Origin of the sequence: Pseudophaeobacter arcticus DSM 23566 (genome assembly GCF_000473205.1) — a bacterium.
Classification (GTDB): Bacteria; Pseudomonadota; Alphaproteobacteria; order Rhodobacterales; family Rhodobacteraceae; genus Pseudophaeobacter; species Pseudophaeobacter arcticus.
In genome coordinates this window covers 1438313-1458534 of record NZ_KI421507.1, presented here as the reverse complement: position 1 = coordinate 1458534, position 20222 = coordinate 1438313, and the positions used below count along the sequence as shown (strand labels likewise).

General features: G+C 57.8%; 18 protein-coding genes. 5 read left to right on the top strand and 13 right to left on the bottom strand.

Features of this window, described 5'->3' with window-relative positions:
* Positions 1-48: 48 nt before the first annotated feature.
* Together mnmA and ARCT_RS0110965 are read left to right on the top strand one after the other, a co-directional pair.
* Positions 49-1194: a tRNA 2-thiouridine(34) synthase MnmA gene (mnmA, locus tag ARCT_RS0110970; protein ID WP_027240114.1), complete on the top strand. Its 1146-nt coding sequence runs from the start codon at positions 49-51 to the stop codon at positions 1192-1194.
* A 256-nt stretch (positions 1195-1450) separates the two neighbouring features.
* On the top strand, positions 1451-3340 hold the full coding sequence (locus tag ARCT_RS0110965) for a hypothetical protein (RefSeq protein WP_154665345.1): 1890 nt from the start codon (positions 1451-1453) through the stop codon (positions 3338-3340).
* A gap of 8 nt (positions 3341-3348) precedes the next feature.
* On the opposite strand, the gene lpxB is transcribed toward ARCT_RS0110965, so the two are convergent.
* The 13 genes from lpxB to pyrH form a co-directional block, all read right to left on the bottom strand.
* Entirely contained in the window at positions 3349-4509 is a 1161-nt protein-coding gene (gene lpxB / locus ARCT_RS0110960; protein ID WP_027240112.1) for a lipid-A-disaccharide synthase, read from the bottom strand.
* Entirely contained in the window at positions 4506-5294 is a 789-nt protein-coding gene (locus ARCT_RS0110955; RefSeq protein ID WP_027240111.1) for an LpxI family protein, read from the bottom strand. The genes lpxB and ARCT_RS0110955 overlap by 4 nt, the downstream gene beginning before the upstream one ends.
* A 4-nt stretch (positions 5295-5298) precedes the next feature.
* A complete protein-coding gene (gene lpxA, locus ARCT_RS0110950; protein WP_027240110.1) occupies positions 5299-6084 on the bottom strand; it encodes an acyl-ACP--UDP-N-acetylglucosamine O-acyltransferase in 786 nt (261 codons plus the stop codon).
* A 5-nt stretch (positions 6085-6089) separates the two neighbouring features.
* Positions 6090-6554, bottom strand: coding sequence for a 3-hydroxyacyl-ACP dehydratase FabZ (gene fabZ / locus ARCT_RS0110945; protein ID WP_027240109.1), 465 nt, complete (start codon positions 6552-6554; stop codon positions 6090-6092).
* A gap of 74 nt (positions 6555-6628) precedes the next feature.
* Positions 6629-7270: an OmpH family outer membrane protein gene (locus ARCT_RS0110940; RefSeq protein WP_379574544.1), complete on the bottom strand. Its 642-nt coding sequence runs from the start codon at positions 7268-7270 to the stop codon at positions 6629-6631.
* A 7-nt stretch (positions 7271-7277) separates the two neighbouring features.
* The gene (gene bamA, locus ARCT_RS0110935) at positions 7278-9680 is read right to left on the bottom strand and encodes an outer membrane protein assembly factor BamA (RefSeq protein ID WP_027240107.1); all 2403 of its coding nucleotides are present in this window, start codon (positions 9678-9680) and stop codon (positions 7278-7280) included.
* 137 nt (positions 9681-9817) lie between these two features.
* Positions 9818-9955: a hypothetical protein gene (locus ARCT_RS28370; RefSeq protein ID WP_169731215.1), complete on the bottom strand. Its 138-nt coding sequence runs from the start codon at positions 9953-9955 to the stop codon at positions 9818-9820.
* Between the two features lie 284 nt (positions 9956-10239).
* Complete coding sequence (gene rseP / locus ARCT_RS0110925) at positions 10240-11589, bottom strand: RIP metalloprotease RseP (RefSeq protein ID WP_027240106.1); 1350 nt, start codon at positions 11587-11589, stop codon at positions 10240-10242.
* Between the two features lie 3 nt (positions 11590-11592).
* Positions 11593-12765 carry a 1-deoxy-D-xylulose-5-phosphate reductoisomerase gene (gene dxr, locus ARCT_RS0110920; protein ID WP_027240105.1) on the bottom strand — a complete coding sequence of 391 codons (1173 nt, stop codon included), beginning with the start codon at positions 12763-12765 and terminating at the stop codon, positions 11593-11595.
* 16 nt (positions 12766-12781) lie between these two features.
* Positions 12782-13591: a phosphatidate cytidylyltransferase gene (locus ARCT_RS0110915; RefSeq protein ID WP_051360677.1), complete on the bottom strand. Its 810-nt coding sequence runs from the start codon at positions 13589-13591 to the stop codon at positions 12782-12784.
* Positions 13588-14346 carry an isoprenyl transferase gene (locus ARCT_RS0110910; protein ID WP_027240103.1) on the bottom strand — a complete coding sequence of 253 codons (759 nt, stop codon included), beginning with the start codon at positions 14344-14346 and terminating at the stop codon, positions 13588-13590. Before ARCT_RS0110910 ends, ARCT_RS0110915 begins: the two co-directional genes overlap by 4 nt.
* An 8-nt stretch (positions 14347-14354) precedes the next feature.
* On the bottom strand, positions 14355-14918 hold the full coding sequence (gene frr / locus ARCT_RS0110905) for a ribosome recycling factor (RefSeq protein ID WP_027240102.1): 564 nt from the start codon (positions 14916-14918) through the stop codon (positions 14355-14357).
* Positions 14919-15262: 344 nt separating this feature from the next.
* On the bottom strand, positions 15263-16009 hold the full coding sequence (gene pyrH, locus ARCT_RS0110900; RefSeq protein WP_027240101.1) for a UMP kinase: 747 nt from the start codon (positions 16007-16009) through the stop codon (positions 15263-15265).
* A 153-nt stretch (positions 16010-16162) separates the two neighbouring features.
* Between pyrH and miaA the strand changes: the two genes are divergently transcribed.
* The 3 genes from miaA to ARCT_RS0110880 all read left to right on the top strand — a co-directional run bounded on the left by miaA (position 16163) and on the right by ARCT_RS0110880 (position 20139).
* Positions 16163-17029, top strand: a complete 867-nt coding sequence (gene miaA, locus ARCT_RS0110895; protein ID WP_027240100.1) for a tRNA (adenosine(37)-N6)-dimethylallyltransferase MiaA — start codon at positions 16163-16165, stop codon at positions 17027-17029.
* A 266-nt stretch (positions 17030-17295) separates the two neighbouring features.
* Complete coding sequence (locus ARCT_RS0110890; RefSeq protein WP_027240099.1) at positions 17296-18108, top strand: helix-turn-helix transcriptional regulator; 813 nt, start codon at positions 17296-17298, stop codon at positions 18106-18108.
* A gap of 363 nt (positions 18109-18471) precedes the next feature.
* Entirely contained in the window at positions 18472-20139 is a 1668-nt protein-coding gene (locus ARCT_RS0110880; RefSeq protein ID WP_027240098.1) for an ABC transporter substrate-binding protein, read from the top strand.
* Positions 20140-20222: the final 83 nt, after the last annotated feature.

Below are 20222 nucleotides of genomic sequence, written 5' to 3'. Positions count from 1 at the left end.
TTTCATATATTCTGCGATGCTTGCCCCCTTGATCTAAGGATTTGCCTGATGGCACTGGATATCGATACACCGCTGAATTCACTTGGCTTTGCCAAACCGCCCTCTGAAACCCGTGTGGTTGTGGCCATGTCCGGGGGTGTCGACAGTTCCGTTGTTGCCGCCGACCTTGCTGATCAGGGCTACGATGTGATTGGGGTGACATTGCAGCTCTACGATCACGGTGCGGCCCTGGCCAAAAAAGGGGCCTGCTGCGCTGGCATTGATATTCATGATGCACGCCGGGTCGCCGAAGAACGCGGATTTCCCCACTATGTTCTTGATTATGAAAACATTTTCAAAGACGCGGTGATCGACGAATTTGCCGACAGCTACCTGGCCGGGGCAACGCCTGTGCCCTGTATCCGCTGCAATGAGCGGGTGAAGTTCAAGGATCTGTTGGAAACCGCCCGCGATCTGGAGGCTGATTGCATGGCCACCGGGCATTATATTCAGCGCAAGATGGGCGACAAGGGGGCCGAGTTGCACAGCGCAGAAGATGCGAATCGCGATCAGAGCTATTTTCTGTTTTCCACCACCCCCGAACAGCTGGACTATCTGCGATTCCCCCTGGGCCATCTGCCCTCAAAGGACGCAACGCGCGCGATGGCGGCAAAATATGGCCTGGCGGTGGCGGATAAGCCGGACAGCCAGGACATTTGTTTTGTGCCGGATGGAAATTATACCTCCGTTATCGAGAAACTACGCCCCGGCGCAGCAGAGCCCGGCGAGATCCTGCACGCAGATGGTCGCGTCCTGGGCAGCCATACCGGCGTTATCCACTACACAATCGGCCAGCGGCGCGGGCTGGGCATCGGTGGCCTGACCGAGCCGCTCTATGTGGTGCGGCTGGATGTGGACAAAAAACAGGTGATTGTCGGCCCCAAAGAGCTGTTGGCAACCCGCACCATCCCGGTGCGCGAAATCAACTGGCTGGGAGATGAGCCCTTTGACAGCCGCACAGAGTGGCAGGTCATGGTCAAGGTGCGCTCGACCCGTCCTCCGCGCGAAGCAATCATTCGCCCGCTCAGCGCCACCACCGCCGAAGTAGAACTGCTGACACCCGAGGAAGGCGTCTCTCCGGGGCAGGCCTGTGTCTTTTACCAATCCGGAAGCAGCCGTATCCTGGGCGGCGGTTGGATCTGGCGCGGCTACTAAGCTTTCAACAGGAAGGTGCTAGGCACAACTATTCTACATGCTACAGTTGCTCTATCTCAGCACTGTAAAGAGTAGAGTTATGACCGCGCCTTCGCATGACACCGCAGACCTCCTGCCTTCTGGCCAGATAACAGGCCAGATAAGTGGCCAGATAACGGGCACAATCATTCGACGTATCGCTGATGAATGTGAGGGAACGGCAAAAGCAAACCATCGTTTGGCCCAGGGGCAATTCCAAACCATTTGGATATTGCTGTTGGGCGGGCTTGTCCTGGTTCTGGTTCTTCCCTTCATCATTCAGAAAATTGACGACCTGCTTTCGACGGATCGGAAACTCGATCCGGCCATCATGGAAGACGCAAAGGCGATTGGCGCCTCGCTACACGCCATTCAACGTGAACAGCAGGTCGGCGAAGACGCGGTCCGCAGCAGATTTGTTGAAATATCATCGCAGCTAGATGAGGCCGGTTTGGAGAACGACCAGCAAAAAACAAAACTGGAAGAAACACTATTGAACCCGCTGACGGTATGGGATGAAACCGGACCCTACCAATACGAAGACATCAGGGTCGCTCTCCACCGCCGCCTGCGGGATGATACAATTGTTGGCCTGGCTTGGGATGGAACCAACAGCCCGGCCCAAGCCGTTCTTATTGAATGGCTTGAGGATGGGACAAATACGTCTCCCTTTCCCAGTTCTGGCGATGAAGACATCCGGTTTGCGGCCATCATACGTCTAGGCACTGGCGATCTCCTGGTTGGGCACAACTCAGGCTTCAAGAGCGGCAAACCTTTCTATCACATCACACAGCAAACCAGCGATGGGTGGCAAGAGGTCCATGCAGGGCCCGGCACTCTGCGCGATATAAAGGTTCTGAAATCCGGGGAGGTTATTGCCTTTGGTTCCAGAAAGATTTCCGAGACCTCTGTTGCGCCTCTACTCCTTGATCTGACAGACCCGAAGGCACCCCAACCTCTGGCGGAGGCGCTTGCCCTGATGCCCCCGAACAGCACGATTTCTGCGCTGTTGCAGCGCGACGATGGCTCGCTGCTGGTATATGGGGCCAGCCTCCTGGCTCTCACAACGTCAAGTGATAGCTTCGCGCTCATGCGCAGTGCCACGGGAGCATGGGGCCTTGCTGATGGTTTCTCGATTGCCGAAAACTCCCCTCTTTTTGCCGGTCACCTTCTCACGCAACTGGTTGCGGGCACTGAATTATCTGAAGGAGAGAAACGCCCTCTGTTTCTGGCCATTGCAACAAACTTTCGAGGGCCAGGGCTATTGCTGTCGTCCTCCAACGGGCTGGCCTGGAAGCGACCACCTGGACAAACATCGACCGAGATCAGCGCGCTGACCTATAGTGAAAAATATGGATTTGTTGCCGCAGGCATCGCAACGACCAGAGGTGGCAAGATCCCGCAGATTTCACATTCCCAGGACGGCGTTTTGTGGCACACCCAAGAGTATGAACGGTTTGGGTCAAAAATTGATGCGCCTTTTACGCTGCTCACATCATTGCCATCTGGCGAAATCCTGGGCAGCAACCCACAGGCAAATTTACTCAGCTTCCCTGCAAAGGGTATTTTTGTTGATACCACCGGACGAGATCAAGAGGACGGGCGTTTGGTGCCCTACTCTTCACTTGTTCCCCCGGGCACAAACCAAATTCTGGACACTCTCGAGAACCTGTCCAGACGTATCACTACGCTGCAACCTCTTCTCAAAGACCAGGAAGAGCTGGTGAACCGGGAAAGTGCATCCTCAAATGTATTGCGCACCTCCATCGACGAATATGAAAAGGTCCGGGTCGCTTTGGATCAGTCGCTGCGCAACAATGAACTGACCCGCCAGATCACCCAAACCGCGACACGGGTGGCCGTTATCGGCATGCTTATCTACCTGGTCCAGATTGTCGTTAATCGCTACCGCTATCTGCAGCGGCTTGCCAGCTTTTATCAGGCCCGCGCTCAGGCGCTTCGCATCCTTGCCGATCAGGGGGATCTGAAGTTGCTGGAGGGGATCACCCTCTCGGATCTGTCCGCTTTGCTATCGCCAGACAGTATTGGCTTTGACTCCGCGCCCGAGGCCCCGACCTCGCAGCTGGTTGCGCTGTTGCAAGCAGGCCTGCGGGCCAACAACAAATAGCGCCCCCCTTAGGGTAAGCGACCGAGCACCGCCCTGGCAGCCCGCAGCCCCGGTGCCTCACCGCCCTGCCCCAAACGCTGCATGGTCACCGCCATCGCCGCCTTTTGCAGCGCGGGAGCCTTGGCCAGCGCGTCCAACTGGGCGGCAATGTTTTCGGCAGTGCAATCGGGGCCTAGGCATTCTGGCACCACGCGGGTCTCACTCACCAGATTGACCAGGGTGACAGTGTCCACCAGGGCCATACGTTTCATCAACTGCCAGGTGAGCCACTGAAACCGGTAGGCAATCACCATGGGTGTTGCATTGGCAGCCAGCTCCAGCGAGACGGTGCCCGAGGCCGCAAGCGCCAGATCTGACGTCGCAAAGGCCGCGCGCTTGATCGCCGCAAAGATCTGCGCATCATGGGCATTGGGGTCCAGAAACAGGGTGTTTTGGGGCCATTCCTCAGCCTGGGCGCGCACCAGATCGGCCACTGGCGCCGCACAGGGAACCACCACCCTGTATCCAGGATGGAAATGCGCAAAGGCTTTCAAAGCCTCCCCAAACACAGGCCCTAGCCGCGTGACCTCGGACCGTCTGGAGCCCGGCAAAGCCAGCACCAGCGGCGCGTCGCCAAGATCAAATCTTGCGCGAAAATTAGAAATCTCGGGATCTGTTGCCAGCGGCTCTGCCACAACCGGATGGCCGACAAAGTCGCAGTCCATCCCCGCCGCTTCCATCAAGGGCGGCTCAAACGGCAGCAGGGCCAAAACCTGATCTATGCACCTGGCCATCTTTACCGCCCGCTTGGGCCGCCAGGCCCAGACCGAAGGGGCAACATAATGCACGGTGCGAATGTCACTGCCTGCCTTGACCAGGCTGGCAACCCGCAGCGAAAAATCCGGGCTGTCGATGGTGATCAAAACGTCAGGTTTCTGGGCAATCACCGCCTCGGCCGTCTCGCGGATACGCCGTTTGAGATGCCGGTATTTTGGCAGCACCTCTGCCAACCCCATGACCGACAGCTCTTCCATGGGAAAGCGCGAGCGCAGCCCCTGCGCTTGCATCAGCGCCCCGCCGATGCCCGCAAAACTGACATCCGGGCGCAACACCTTGAGCCCTGCCATCAAAGCCCCCCCCAGCCTGTCGCCCGAGGGCTCCCCCGCCAGGATAAAGACCCTGAGGCTCACGAGTCGCGCAGCCAGAGAAACAGGCCCAGGCGATCACAGGCCGCGATCACCTCGTCCTGCTCCAGCACAATGACGCCACCTGCCTCCAACACGATTCCCGACAATCCGGCCTTAGCTGCCAGCTCAACCGTCTGCGGCCCAATGGCTGGCAGGTCGGCGCGGCGGTCCTGTCCCGGTTTGGGGGCCTTGAACAAGATCCCCCCCTGGCCATCGGGGCGCTGGCTTAGGCTTTGCAGCATCCAGTTGGTGCCAAAGCTACCTTCCACAGCAATCGCCTGGCCTGCGCGAATGGCGCAGCACTGGCCAATATCCGCTGCCGACATCGCGCCAACCACCTCGGCGCCGCGCTCCGCATCCACCTTGTCGATTGCGCCGGGCTGAACCTGACTGGGCACACCCTCTGCCATCAACAGTTCTGGTGCGACCTCATGCGCTGCCCGCAGGGCAAAGCCTGCCGCCTCGATCAGCCCCATGACGGCGCGCAAAGCCCCGTCATCGCCGGCCCCCAAAGCCGCCTGGATAACCGGCACCATCGGCAGGGTTGCGGCATCAATGGCGCTAGGATCAACGGGCGGGCGCCGCACCGCTCCGGCCAGACAGACCTCAGTCACGCCTGCCGATTTCAGCCGCGCAAAAAAGCTGCCGAGATGTTCAATGCGAAAGGAAATCTCAGCATCGACACAGTCCGGCTCAGATCCCTCCATGGCGCAGATCAGCGGTCGACGGGTCTGACGGTCACATACTTCTTTGGGCAAAAGCCCGGTTCCGGCAATAACTGCAAGCATCGCGTCAAGCTCCGGGTGTCAGGAAGGAGCGATCCGTCTGACCCGTAATAAAGGCAACAATTTCTTCAACATAAGGGCTCTCGGTCTCTTCGCCCAAACGCCGGGCGCGTTCCTGAAAGGTACCTTCGCCCTGTGCCAACATCTGAAACGCTGCCCGCAATGCGGTAATATCAGAGCGCGTCACGCCCCGGCGTTTCAGACCAACCAGATTGAGCCCATCCAACCCGCCGCGCGGCGCCTGAACCAGGCCGTAGGGGATCACATCATTGGTCACCATGGTTACAGCACCAATGATGGCGCCACGGCCAATACGGACCCATTGGTGAATACCAGAAAGTCCGCCGATGATCACATCATCTTCGAGAACACAATGCCCGGCCACCGCAGCGGAATTCACCACAATCACCCGGTCACCCACAATGGCATCATGGGCAATATGGCAGCCGGCCATAAACAGCCCATCATCGCCAATTTGGGTTATCCCGCCACCGCCTTCGGTGCCGGCATTGACCGTAACATGCTCGCGAATGCGGTTGCGCTTGCCAATGACCGTGCGGCTTTTTTCGCCCTGAAATTTGAGATCCTGCGGAATCTCGCCAAGCACCGCAAAAGAGAACACCACGGTGTCATCGCCAATTTCACAATCTCCGGTGACAACCACATGGGATTTCAGCGTCACACGCGCGCCCAGAACCACCTCTGCGCCAATATGGCAAAAAGGACCAATCTGGCAGCCCTCGCCAATCCTGGCGCCCTCTTCGATCACGGCACTGGGATGAATTTGGCTCATCTCATTCAATCCTTTTGAATATCCACCATGGCGGTGAACTCTGCTTCGGCAGCGGTTTCGCCCTCAACCGTGGCAAGGCCTTTGAATTTGAAGACTTTGCCGCCAGCCTTGCCGCGCAGAATCTCAACATTCATTTCCAGCACGTCACCTGGGATGACTTTGCGGCGGAATTTGCACTTGTCGATATTCATGAAGTAGATCAACAGATCGCGGTCGACCATATCCAAGGCCACCCCCAGCATGACACCGGCGGTCTGCGCCATGGCCTCGACGATGGTGACCCCTGGCATGATCGGCGTTCCCGGGAAATGCCCCTGGAAATGCGGCTCGTTCATGGTCACGTTCTTGATGCCACGCGCCGAGTTAATTCCGTTGATGTCCAGCACCTTATCCACCAGAAGGAAGGGGTAGCGATGCGGCAGGATCCGCTGGATCAGGTGAATATCGGCGCTCTGTAGCTCAGCGGTCATGGCAAGTATCCTGTCTTTGGTATGTTTGAAACGTCCCTATCAACTAGGCCCATTTTGAGCAAGGTTCTAGCGCCCTACTGGTCCCGGGCCCCTTCGGGCTGGCTCAGCCCGTCCCCTAGAACCTTGTCGATGCGGGCAATGGCCAGATCGGTGATATCCACCACATCTGCGCTTAGAAAAACTGTGGAATGGTCGAGAATTGCCCCGGCCCCGGTTTCGCGCATGATCCCTTCCAGCACGGGCAGAGAGGCGGCAAAAAACTCCCGCCGGGCGGTCTCTCCCAGCTGACTGATTTCGCGGAGTTTGCGGTCCTGGGTGCTACGGGTCTCTTGCACCTTGCGGTCAAAGGCATCGGCGAGAGTACGAAAGGCTTCAGCCTCCATATCACTACGCCGCTGGGTCAATTCCTGCTCTTCAGCCCGTAAATCAGCCTCGATGTTTCGATTTTCGGCCGTCAATACAGCGCCTTCGGCTTCGATTTCCTGAGCCACGCGCTTGCCAAATAGGCTTTCGGAAAACAGCCTGTCGGGTTGAATGGTCAGCAAACCGCTTTGTGGCGTTCCAAGCTGAACGTTCTGCCCCAGCTCAAACCCGCCAAGCGGCAGGCCCTGTTGCGCCAAAGCGGGTGCTGCCGCTGTTGTCAGGGCAACAAGCGCCGACCCTAGGGCCAGCGCTTGGTATTTTCGGAAGGGCAGATATGTCAGCAATTGCCCAATCACGGGTTTAGAACCGCGCCTGCAGGGTCAGATCGAAGCTCTGTTCCTTGTCATAGTCTTCTTTCTTGAGCGCCTTGGAGAAGTTGAACCGCAGCGGCCCAAGACCAGTTGTCCAGAGCACCGAGAAGCCAACCACATGACGGAAAGATCCTTCACGCCCAACAATGTTTGTGCTGCCTGAGGTATTAACATCGTTCAATCCCCAGAGGTTGCCAACGTCATAGAACAACGCCCCACGCAGCCCCAGTTCATCAGGCAGGCCCAGCGGGAATTCCGCATCAAATCGCGCAACAGCAAAAAGGTTGCCGCCCAGGAAGTCATCATAAGTGCCGCCATCTGCCCGCGCCGAGCGGTCCCGAGGACCAATACCACCGGGTTCAAACCCGCGCATGATGGAAGGGGACAGAACATATCTATCCAGCGACCGGCTGTTGTTGTTCCCCATCCAGTGGAGAGCCCCAGTTTCCAAGGTGGCGCGCAGAGTTACCTCTTCGTTGAGGATCGTCCTTTGAGCCACAAATTTTGTGCTCGTCTTCAGGAACTCATTGTCACCACCAAGACCCGCATAATCCGCGCCGACTTCAAACAGAAATCCTGCATTGGGGTCCAGGCCATTCAACCGGCTGTCATAGGTGTATTTCAGGCCCAAAACGCTATTTGTACGTTTCCCTTGGGCAATTTCATTTACAATTGTCGGCGCCGCAGCTGGGTAAGTACCGCCCGTGTAGGTTTTATCAGCCCGCGCAACCATTTCGGAAGAGTCCCAAGTGTAGCTCACCCGCAGGGCTGAACTCTCGCTCAGCTTGAAGGAAAGCGCCGGAGACAGGAACGCACGTTTGGTATCGTACTCCGAAAAGCTCGAGTCCGATTCAGAAACCCCGAGGTCAAAACTGAAGCGAAGATCTCGGCCCAACAAATGCGGCTCAACAAATCCAAGGACATATTCGTCTGTTTCAGTTGCTGTTTTAATCGAAAACGAAAGACGCTGACCACGGCCCAGGAAGTTGTTTTCGGTCAATCCCACAGCGACGCCAAAGCCATCATTTATCGAATATGAGCCACCAAGGCTCAGCGAACCGGTTGGCTGTTCCGCAACATTGACGTCCACCACGACCTGGCTGGGGGAACTTCCCTCGCGGACATCGACCTCCGATTCAGAAAAGAAACCCAGTGCGCGAATCCGTTCCGCCGTGCGTCGGATCTCACGCGGATTAAAAGGATCGCCTTCAACGGTACGGAACTGCTGGCGGATGACCCGGTCCAGCGTTGTTGTGTTGCCCTCAATATCGATACGCTCAACAAAGATCCGCGGACCGCGGGTCAGGACATATTCAACATCAAGCGTCAGGTCACGATCATTGCGCGTCACCCGAGGCTCGATCCGCAGGAAATCAATACCCTGGCGCAATGCAAGGTTTTCCAGGCGTTCGATCTCGGTTTCAACCACCGTTGGCGAATAGATGATACCCGGCTTGGATTTGAGCACTGAGCGGAACACATCCGCGTCCGCCTCAGAAACCTCGCTGGTTACCGAGATTTCCCCAAAGGAGAACTGCTGCCCCTCGGAAACATCCACCACCAAGAAGACCGCGTCGCGCTCGCGGGTGACTTCGGCATTGGCACTATTGACCCGGAAATCGACATAGCCGCGCGACAGGTAGAAATCGCGCAAGACCTGTTTGTCAAAGTCGATCCGGTCTTCGATCAGGGTGTCCTTATTGATAAAGGCACGCAGCAAGCCGGCCTGTTTGGTTTCCAGAACCCGGCGCAGCCTGCGATCCGAATAGACCTGGTTGCCAAGGAAGGACACGCGTTCAACTTCGGTGGTGTCGCCTTCGGAGATTTCAAACACCAGATCGACACGGTTGTCGCTGCGACGAATGATCCGCGGGGTCACCCGCGATGCCAGCCGCCCCTGCACACCGTAGGCTTCGGCAATGGCTGCCGCATCCTGTTCCGCAACGGCAGGATTAAACACCCGGCGCGGAGACGATTCGATAATTTCAGAGAGGTTCTCATCCTTGATCCGGCGGTTGCCTTCAAAGTTGATTTTATTGATGGTCGGGAATTCGGTCACCTTGATGACCAGAGTATTTCCCTTGGGAACCAGCTCGACACTCTCAAACACACCGCTGTCGATGATGTTCTGATAGGCGTCATTCAGTTTACCGGCGGAAACAGTCTTGCCCCGTTCGATACCCGTATAGGCAACGATAGTTGAGCTTTGGATACGTTGGTTACCCTCAACTTGAACACTGTTGAACCGGTAGTTCTGTGCTTCGGCAAAATTGGGTGACAGCCCAAGCCCAAAGGTAACTGTTAAGGCGATCACAGATACGCCCCGATACAAAATATTGGTACGCTTTACGCGCTCACCGCAGGATATGCCCACGTTCTTGCCCCAGACCATCAGTATTTACCCGAAATTAATAGCACCTTATCACTGTGCGTACCGGGTTTGTGAGCGCTTGTCAAAACCAACAAAAAAAACACGCAGGCTAAAACCCACGTGTTTACTGGCAATGAAATTTCAAACGTGTGATGAGATTACAAAGCGGCCAGCCAACTCCCGAAGCACAGCGACAGCAGGATGAAGGTTGCCGAAAGCGCTCGATCCCAATTCAGGCGCAGTAAAAGCGCAAATCCATTTTCAGTTTCAGCCGGTTTTGGCATCTGGTTTTGCATGACAAGTTCCCCCAGGAAAGGCGCAAAATCTGACGCGATACCCCGGGGGCTCGCTTCAGCCCGCTCCTCAAGTATCCTTGGTCAAACCCTGCGCGTTAATGCAGATTAGCAAAGCATTAACCCCGGAATGTGGCATCAGTTTGGCACAGCCTGATTTTGGTACAGGCCAGTTTGGATACAGGCCGGATTGAATGCAGGCCGGTTTGGATACAGGCCGGTTTGGGTACAGGCCGCACTGCCCCCTCTTGAGCAACAAGCGCCGATAGGAGGGGCAGACCACCGTATCAGCAGAAGATATCGTTACTCAGCGCAAAGACCATCAAAGACAGGATCATGGCGATACCAGCAGTCATCAGGATTTGCACCGCGCGATCACTGGGCGGACGTCCGACCACTGCCTCATAGGCATAAAACACCAGGTGGCCGCCATCCAGTGCCGGGATGGGAAACAGGTTGAGCAGACCAACGGCGGTCGACAGGACCGCAATAAAGCGGATAAAGCTGGCAGCCCCCTGGCTTGCGGTGTCGCTGGATGCCTTTGCAATGCCAATCGGCCCTGACAGGTTACAGCTGCTGATCGCCCCGGTGATAATATGGCCAAGCCCCGAGATCGAAGAGCTGACCACAGTCCAGACCTGCTCTACCCCGGTTGTCAGCGCGCGCCCCAAAGTCGTCGGCTCGGTCTCATATTCTATCAGATTGCCGCCACTCACTCCAATCAGCCAACGGCTGCTGAAGCCACCATCAGCATTGGGCAGGTCCACGTGGCGCGGCGACAGCGACATTTCAAGCGTTGTCCCATTGCGCCAGATCTCAAGAGAAAGCTCCGCCCCCTCGGTCTGCGCAACCTTGTCTACCAGTTGACCAAAGGCAAAAACCGGCTCGCCGTCCACTGCGGTGATAAAATCGCCAGTTTGCAGCCCTGCATCCGCGGCGGCACTGCGCGGCGTCACAGAAGACACATAGGCCGGGGCAAAATTGGTATCCACAACCCTGTGTTCAACACCGTCACGACGGACCAGATATTCCAGGCTGGGGGACATCGGCAAGGTATCGCGAAAATCAGACCAGGCCGCAGTATCGCTGAGAGCAGGAACAGGCTGGCCGGCAACTTCAAGCAGCTCATCACCAGGGAGCAGGGTGTTTTCCACGCCAGGAACCGGCACCAATGAGCCAACAGTCAGCGGATCACGCACCGCGCCAAAATACAGCGCAAGCGACGAAAAGACGGCAATCGACATGACAAAATTGAACATAGGACCCGCAACAACCGTTGCGGCACGCGCCCAGAGCGGCGCGCCATGCATGGTCCGCCGCAACTGCACCGGATCCGCCGCTGCGGCTTCGATGACCTCTGTATCCTTGCCAGAGGCCGCATCGGCATCGCCCAGGAACTTCACATAGCCGCCAAAAGGCAGGGCCGCGATTTGCCATTTGGTGCCGCGTTTGTCGTGACGGCTCCACAGCACCGGACCAAAGCCAAGCGAGAAGACCTCGGCATGGATCCCGGACCAGCGCCCAACGATGTAGTGGCCATATTCATGCACCGCCACGATCACCGAAAGCGCGACGACAAAACTGACAACCGTGTAAACGAGCCCGCTGAGCTGCGGGAGAAGTGCGAGTAGGTCCAAAATTTACCCTATGCTTTGAGCTGCGGCCACATCCGCAGCCTTGCGGGCGATGTGGTCAATCTGTGTGACGTTATCAAGGGTCATTGCGGACTCAATGAGGCCGCTTTGCGTCTCAATCTGATCCAGCACCCTGGCGGTGATCTCGGCTATATCGGTAAACCGGATGGCGCCGGCGATAAAATGATCCAGCGCGCGCTCCTTGGCGGCATTGAACACGGCGCCCATCAGGCCGCGGCGCTGCATGACATCGCGCGCCTGCGCCAGCGCCGGATAGCGGGCAAGATCCGGCTGGCGGAAATTCAGCTGGCCGATGCTGGCCAGATCCAGCCTGGCGACAGGCAGATCACGCCTCTCGGGCCAGTGCAGTGCATAGCCAATGGCGTGACGCATATCAGGTGCGCCGAGATGCGCCATCAAGGCACCATCGCGAAATCCAACCAGTGCATGTACCAGGGATTCGGGGTGTACCAGCACCTCGATCTGATCTGGCTCCACGCCAAAGTATTCACGCGTTTCAATGACCTCCAGCGCCTTATTGAACATAGAAGCGCTGTCAATGGTGATCCGTTGACCCATGTCCCAATTGGGATGCGACGAGGCCTGGGCCAGCGTGGCCTGCTGCAGATCTGCCAGAGGCCAGTCGCGAAACGCGCCGCCGGACGCAGTGATGACGATACGCTCCACCGCTGAAATTTCTTCACCCACCAGCCCCTGAAACACCGCTGAATGCTCGCTATCGACGGGCAGCAGGCGGGCGCCGTGCTGCTTGGCTGTGTCCAGCAACAGTTCTCCGGCGCAGACCAGTGATTCCTTGTTGGCCAGCGCCAGCGTTGTCCCCTGTTCCAGCGCCTTGAGCCCCGGCGCCAGTCCCGCAACCCCGACGATGGCCGACATGATCCAATCTGCTGGCCGCGTCGCAGCCTCAATCAGGGCCGCCTGCCCCGCTGCCGCCGCGACTCCGCTGCCAGCAAGGGCGGCACGCAGGTCGGGGAGCTGATCCTCAAAGGCGGTGACCGCCAGATCGGCGCGCAGGTCGATGGCATCGCGCGCCAGCTGGGCAATATTGCGCCCCCCCGTCAGCGCCACCACCTCATAGGATTGAGGTGCGCGTTTGATGAGATCAATGGTGCTTTGACCGATGGAGCCGGTGGCGCCAAAAATAGAGATTTTCCGCATTTATTTCCCTCTCAGGCTATCCCAGAAAGGTGAAGAGAAGCAGGAACATGGCCGCAGCGCCCAGCATTCCATCAAAGCGATCAAGCAACCCGCCGTGGCCCGGAATAAGCCCGCTGGAATCCTTGACCCCTGTCTGGCGCTTCAAGGCGCTTTCGGCGACATCTCCGGCCTGACTGGCCATCGAGACCAGCACGGAGGCTAGGACCAGCGCAAAGCCCATGTCGAACAAAGGGGCCGCGCCCAGGCCCACCAATGCAGCCGCGACCCAGCCGGCAGAGGTGCCGGACCAGGTCTTTTTCGGGCTGATACGTGGCCAGAATTTTGGCCCGCCAAAGATTTTTCCAGCAAAATACCCGGCAACATCCGTGGCAATCACCACCAGGGCCAACCAGATCAGCCAATCCGCGCCCAAAGTGCCCCGCATCCAGATAAAACTATATCCAGCAAAGACGACCCACAGCGCAAAGATCGCAAATCGGGTTTTGGCGGCTTCAGCAACCTTCAGCCAGCCCAGAACAACGGGCAGCAGCAATAGCGCCAACCCCAAGGGCACTGGCAGCACCCCGGCAAGACACACGGCGCCAAAAGCCGCGGCTCCCAGCTGGAGCGCTGTGCCAGACCGACGTGGCGCCAACATCTGGGTCAGCTCCCAGACCATGCCGCCACAACACAGTGCAATCACCAGAATAAAGACCAGCCCCCCGGCCCAGATCGCCCCCAGGGCCACCACAACCATCACCAAAGCGGATATAATCCGAGGCATCAGATCGCCCCAGCGGCCAGTCGGGCCAGTGGGGCCTGCACCATTTGGAATGGGTGTACTCATGAGGTAACCGCGCCAAACCGGCGGTCTCGGGCACCAAATTTTTGGCACAGACGGCCCAGCTCATCGGCGGTGAAATCCGGCCAGAGCGTATCGATGAATTCATATTCCGCATAGGCGGACTGCCACAGCAGGAAATTGGAGATCCGTGCTTCGCCGCTGGTGCGGATCACCAGATCCGGGTCGGGCAAAACATGGGTGTCCAGGTAGCGCGGCAGTGTTTCTTCGTTGACATCCTCGGGCAACAGCTGCCCTGATGCCACGTCTTGCGCCAGTCTTTTGGTGGCGCGGGCAACTTCGTCCCGCCCCCCATAGTTCAGGGCGATGGTCAGATTGATGCCATCATTTTGCGTCGTTTCATGCTCCAGCTCATCCATCAGCTGCACCAGCTTGGCGTCCAGACGCAAACGGTCGCCGATAAACCGCACCCGCACATTTTGCGCCGCCAGGGCCTTCATTTCTTTTGAGATGTAGCGGCGAAACAGGCTCATCAATCCCGAAATTTCAACCTGGGTCCGCTTCCAGTTTTCGGTAGAGAAGGCAAAAATGGTCAGATATTTGACCCCAAAGCGCGGGCAACACTCAACAATCTCACGCACACGGCGGGCGCCAGCGTGATGACCAAACAGGCGGGGACGTCCGCGCGCCTGCGCCCACCGGCCATTGCCATCCATGATAATTGCAACATGGCGCGGGCCAGTGGAACTCTGTCCCCCTGACGCCGTGCTGGTCGTACTCGTATTGGAAACACTGGGCATATAGCGGGTCAGACCTGCATGATTTCTGCCTGCTTGTGCTCAAGCGCGTCATCCACAGCCTTGATCATCGCATCGGTCAGATCCTGCACTTCGGATTCCCAGAATTTCTGGTCATCCTCAGACATGCCGTCGGCCTTGGCCTTTTTGATCTGATCCATGCCATCGCGGCGCACATTGCGGATCGAAACCCGGCAGTGTTCGGCATATTGGCCAGCAACCTTGCCAAGCTCGCGACGGCGTTCTTCGTTCAGCTCTGGGATCGGCAGCATGATGATGGTGCCGTTGAGCTGCGGGTTGATGCCCAAGCCAGAATTACGGATCGCTTTTTCCACCGGCCCCACCAGGCCCTTGTCCCAGACATTGATGGTAACCATGCGCGGCTCAGGTACGTTTACCGTACCAACCTGATTGATCGGTGTCATCGAGCCATAGGCCTCGACCATGATTGGTTCCAGCATGGAGCCAGACGCACGTCCCGTGCGCAACGAGGCAAATTCGGTTTTCAAATTCGCCATCGCGCCGTCCATACGGCGTTTCAGATCGTCGGTATCCAGTTCGAAATCGTCAGACATCTCTTCTCTCCCCTGACTTGAGGCAGTCTTTGATCCGCTCATAAGCCATTGGTCCGTCAATGTATAGCGATCATGACCTCGTTTTCTGCGCAGCCTCGCTATGAAATCACAGCCCACCGCCTGCGGGTTGCCCCGGTTCCCGGAACGAAATTGCGCGCGATGGCAGGCCATCACGCGCAGAAAAATGGGGTCCAGGGGGGACCGTGGCATCGCCGGGATAGATCAATTCCCCCGGCCTTCACGTTCTGTAAATGATGCCTGGCTCTGACTTAGGCGCAAAAAGTATCAGGCGTATGACAGCGCAAAACTTTCCTAAAACTCAAAAACGCGCAGACAAGTAAAGGTTACCCCTGCACCTTGGTATAGGTTCCCTCACCTGCCAGAATTCCGCGAAACCCGCCGGGCTCATCCAGCGAGAACACAATGATGGGCAGGTTGTTGTCCCGCGCCAGGGCAATCGCCGAGGCATCCATCACCCCAAGGCGCTTGGCCAGAACATCGTCAAAAGTGACCATGTCATAGCGTTTGGCATCGGCGTGTTTTTCAGGGTCTTTGTCATAGACACCATCCACCTTGGTGCCTTTAAAGATCACTTCACAGCCCATCTCGTTGGCGCGCAGCGTCGCAGCGGTGTCGGTGGTGAAATAGGGGTTGCCGGTGCCGGCAGCAAAGATGCAGACCCGCTTTTTTTCCAGGTGGCGCACCGCACGGCGGCGAATATAGGGCTCGCAGACCTGATCCATCGGGATGGCAGAGATCACCCGGCAGAATACCCCCAGATCCTCGAGGGCGCTTTGCATGGCCAGGGCGTTCATGACCGTGGCCAGCATGCCCATATAATCGGCAGTGGTGCGCTCCATCCCCTGGGCGGCACCGGACAGGCCGCGGAAAATATTGCCACCGCCAATCACCATGCAAATCTCGACGCCCATGTCGTGCACGGTTTTGACTTCCCGCGCGATGCGCTGAACGGTGGGGGGGTGCAGGCCGAACCCCTGATCGCCCATCAGCGCCTCGCCGGAGATTTTCAGCATGACACGGTTATAGGTAGCGTCTGGAACAGTATCCAGCGTTTCGAGATCAAGGGGCATGTTGCGCTCCGGCAGATGAGGGGGTTAGTTTGCGCGGCAAAATGAAGCAAAATGCGACGAGTTTCAATGCGGGTAAGCCGCTTTCCTCTCTGTTTCTGATCTGTTTCCAACCTGCCGCTGACCTAAACTCGCAAACCTCTGGACGGACCCCTCATGCTGCTGCCCGATCTTGACCCGGACAAACCCGTGCTTCTGGCCGGCCCCACGGCCTCCGGGAAATCTTCCCTGGCGATGGAAATCGCGCAAAAACAAGGCGGTGTGATCGTCAACGCGGATGCGAGCCAGATCTACGATTGCTGGCGCGTGGTTACCGCCCGCCCCTCGCGCGCGGATGAGCAGCGCCTGCCGCACCGTCTGTACGGTCATGTCGCATATGATGCGCAATATTCCGCAGGCCACTGGCTGCGAGAGGTCAAATCCCTGCTGGAGGGCTCTGAGCGTCCCATTATCGTTGGCGGCACCGGGCTATATTTTTCCACCCTCACCGAAGGGCTGGCAGAAATCCCGCCAACACCCGACGAGATTCGTGCACGTGGTGATTCCCTCACGCTTGACGCGCTGCTAGCGCAGCTCGACCGGCAAACCGCCGCGCGTATAGATCTAAACAATCGGGCCAGGGTACAGCGCGCCTGGGAGGTCTTGCAGGCCTCAGGACGATCCCTGGCAGATTGGCAAGACGACACCCCCGCACCTGTTTTGCCAATTGGCACCTGTTCCGCCCTGGTTATGGATAGTCCCAAAGACTGGCTGGAGCCCCGCATCCGTCAACGCTTTGATCAGATGTTAGAGCAAGGTGCCTTGGAAGAGGTGGAGGCGATGCGTGACCGCTACGATCCCAGGCTCCCCTCGTGCAAGGCCATCGGTGTGCCGGAATTGATGGGCTATATCCGTGGTGAGCTGACACTGGAGGCCGCGCGGGAACAGGCAGCCATCGCCACGCGCCGCTATGCCAAACGGCAACGCAGCTGGTTTCGCTCTAGAATGAAAGACTGGACGGTCGTCCCTTCCAGCGCGGTGTGATCTGACCTCAGGCCTCCGCACGGCCCAGATCCGCCCAGGGTGCCCCCTGGCAAAACACCAAAAAGCACCACAGTTTCAGATGGTTGCGGGAAATAACCGCCGCAATATGGCTGCAAGAATTGCCATCTGAGGCACAGGCCTCTGATTGCGCACCTAGAAAACGAACACCTTAAGGTAAACACATTTTCCGGGAGAACTTGCCCGAATCAAAAATTCATGCCCTGCTTGTATTAAATTGAACCTAGTAGCGAAGTGTTTGCCACTTAATGCCTTTTGATCCGACCCCAAACGAAGAAATCCAGGTTATTCCACTTTCCCAACTGGTATCGTCTGGCGCATGGCAAACCGAGCTCCCGCATGATCGCGGTGAGCATCTGCTGATCTGGGTCACCCGTGGTCAGGGGCGTATGCTGATGGATGGCAACCAACGTGGGTTCAGCACACATAGCGCCTTGTTTTTTCCCGCCAGGTCGCTTTGGTCCGTTGAATTTGGCCGCCAGTGCCTGGGGCAGGCACTCAAAATTCCGGTCTCGGCCCCGGTTGCCACACCTGACAAACCCCTGCATCTGAAAATCTCTGACGCCCGCGAACAGGCACGGCTGAATGCTCTGCTCGAAGCCATGGTGCAGGAACAAACAGGCCACCCGGCGCTGTGGCGCCGCGCCCTGCAATCTTATAGCGAGCTGATCAGCATTCAATTGCGGCGCCTGCCGCCCTCGGGGCCCCTGCCCCCAGAACGGCCATCCGCCGCCCGGCGCCTGTCACAGGCCTATTGCCAACGCGTCAGCGAATATTATGACGCCCGCACGACAATGGCCGATCATGCCGCCGCCCTGAATGTGACCCCGACCCATCTCACTCGTGTCTGCAAGTCAGAAACCGGTAAAACTGCTGCGGCTTTGCTGACCGAACGCCAGCTCTATGCTGCGCGCTGCCTGTTGGCCTTTTCCGATATGACCATGCGGGATATCGCTGATCAGATTGGATTTGGCAGCCCCGCCTATTTCACCCGCTTTATTACCCAGCATACCGGCCAAACCCCCAGCACCCTGCGAAAATCATCCCGCAAACGCCTGTGATTCCGCCTGCGATCCCGCCAGTGATTCTGCCCGTGATTCTGCCTGCCTGGGCGGTGACAGCTTTTGCGATTCTTTCGCATCGACTCAACAAGGTGACACAGCTTTCGGACCCGAAGAACTGGGCACAGGTGCCCAGTCATCTGATGGACTGAGTGAGATAATTCAAAATCGACACCAACAATGTCGCTTTTAACCACTTAAAGATCGATTCTGAGCATTGACCTGCCCCCAGAACTAGGGCCGAATGAGGTCATCAAATGGCAGCAAGCCACAACAGCACCATTTCTGACCACAGGTCCAGAAACACATTGGCAATGTCCAGAGGGGGAACATTTCCCCGCGGTGCACCAAAGGGAGATCCAAATGACCCATAATTCCACAACAGATGTGACGCCACACTGGGCCGCACAAATGCATGCCCAGGAAGTCATCGACGGTAAACTGGACCGCCGCGAATTTCTGACCCGCGCCACCGGTCTGGGGGTGAGCGCTGCTGCGGCCTACGGCCTTCTTGGGTTGACGGCCCCTGCGGCCCAGGCAGCGACCGAAATGAAATCCGGTGGCACCCTGAGGGTGCAAATGGAGGTCCGCCCTCTCAAAGACCCACGCACCTATGACTGGTCCCAGATGGCGAACCAGACGCGGGGGACACTCGAATACCTGGTGGAATACAACAATGACGGCTCGATCCGGGGCATGTTGCTGGAAAGCTGGGAGGTCAATGAAGACGCCACCGTCTATACGTTGAACCTGCGCAAGGGCGCGACCTGGAACAATGGCGACGCCTTCACCGCCGAAGATGTGGCGCGCAATATCGCCGGCTGGTGTGACAAGGGGCTGGAAGGCAACTCGATGGCCGGGCGTTTCTCCACCCTGATTGACCCCGAGACAAACGCCGCCGTTGAGGGCGGTATCGAGATTGTGGACGAACACACCCTCCGCCTGAACTTGCCTGGCCCGGATATTTCACTGATTGCCGGCATGGCGGATTATCCTGCCGCCATTACCCATTCCAGCTTCCAGACCACTGACTTCACTAAAAACGTCGGCACCGGCCCCTATCTTCTCAGCTCGCTGGAGGTGGGTGTCAAAGCCGTGTTGGACCGCAATACCGCGCATAAATGGTGGGGCGAAGAGGTCTACGGCACACCTGCCCTGGATCGCATCGAATACACCGATTTTGGCACCGACCCCTCCTCCTGGCTGGCTGCATTGGAATCAGACGAAGTTGATATGCTCTATGAATCGGTTGGTGAATTCATCGATGTGATGGATGCGCTGGGCTACCCCAAATCCGAGGTTGTCACCATGGCCACCATCGTGGTGCGCCCCAATCAGCTGGCTGAAGTGGACGGCAAACGTCCCTATGCGGATAAACGGGTGCGCCAGGCAATCCAGATGGCCGTTGATAACGCGGTCTGTCTTGAGCTGGGCTATGGCAACCGTGGCCAGGCGGCCGAGAACCACCATGTGGGTCCAATCCATCCCGAGTATGCCAAACTGCCACCGCAGAAATATGATCCCGAAGCGGCCCGCGCCCTGATGGACGAGGCGGGCATGCTGGATTTCGAGCATGAAATCATTTCGATTGATGACGACTGGCGCAAAAACACCACCGATGCGGTTGCCGCACAGCTGCGCGATGCCGGTTTCAAGGTAAAGCGCACAGTGCTGCCTGGCTCGACCTTCTGGAATGACTGGGTGAAATACCCCTTCAGCTCTACCAACTGGAATCCACGCCCGCTGGGTGTGCAAATCCACGCGCTGGCCTATCGCTCGGGCGAGGCCTGGAACGAGTTTGGCTGGTCCAATGAAGAGTTCGATGCCCTGCTGACCCAGGCCCTGGCCATTGCAGACGCGGATAAGCGCCGCGAAGTGATGAAGAAGATGGAAATGATCATTCAGGACGAAGGCGTCACCATCCAGCCCTACTGGCGTTCACTCTATCGGCACATGCGCGAGGGCGTTGCCAATGCCGATATGCATGTGACCTTTGAACATCACCACTACAAATGGGGGTGGTCGGCCTAGATACCGGCCTCCAGCATGTCCCTCCCCCTGAGCCGCAGATCTGTACTGCGGCTCAGGGCAGCCAAGAAAACCAAGGCTGCGCC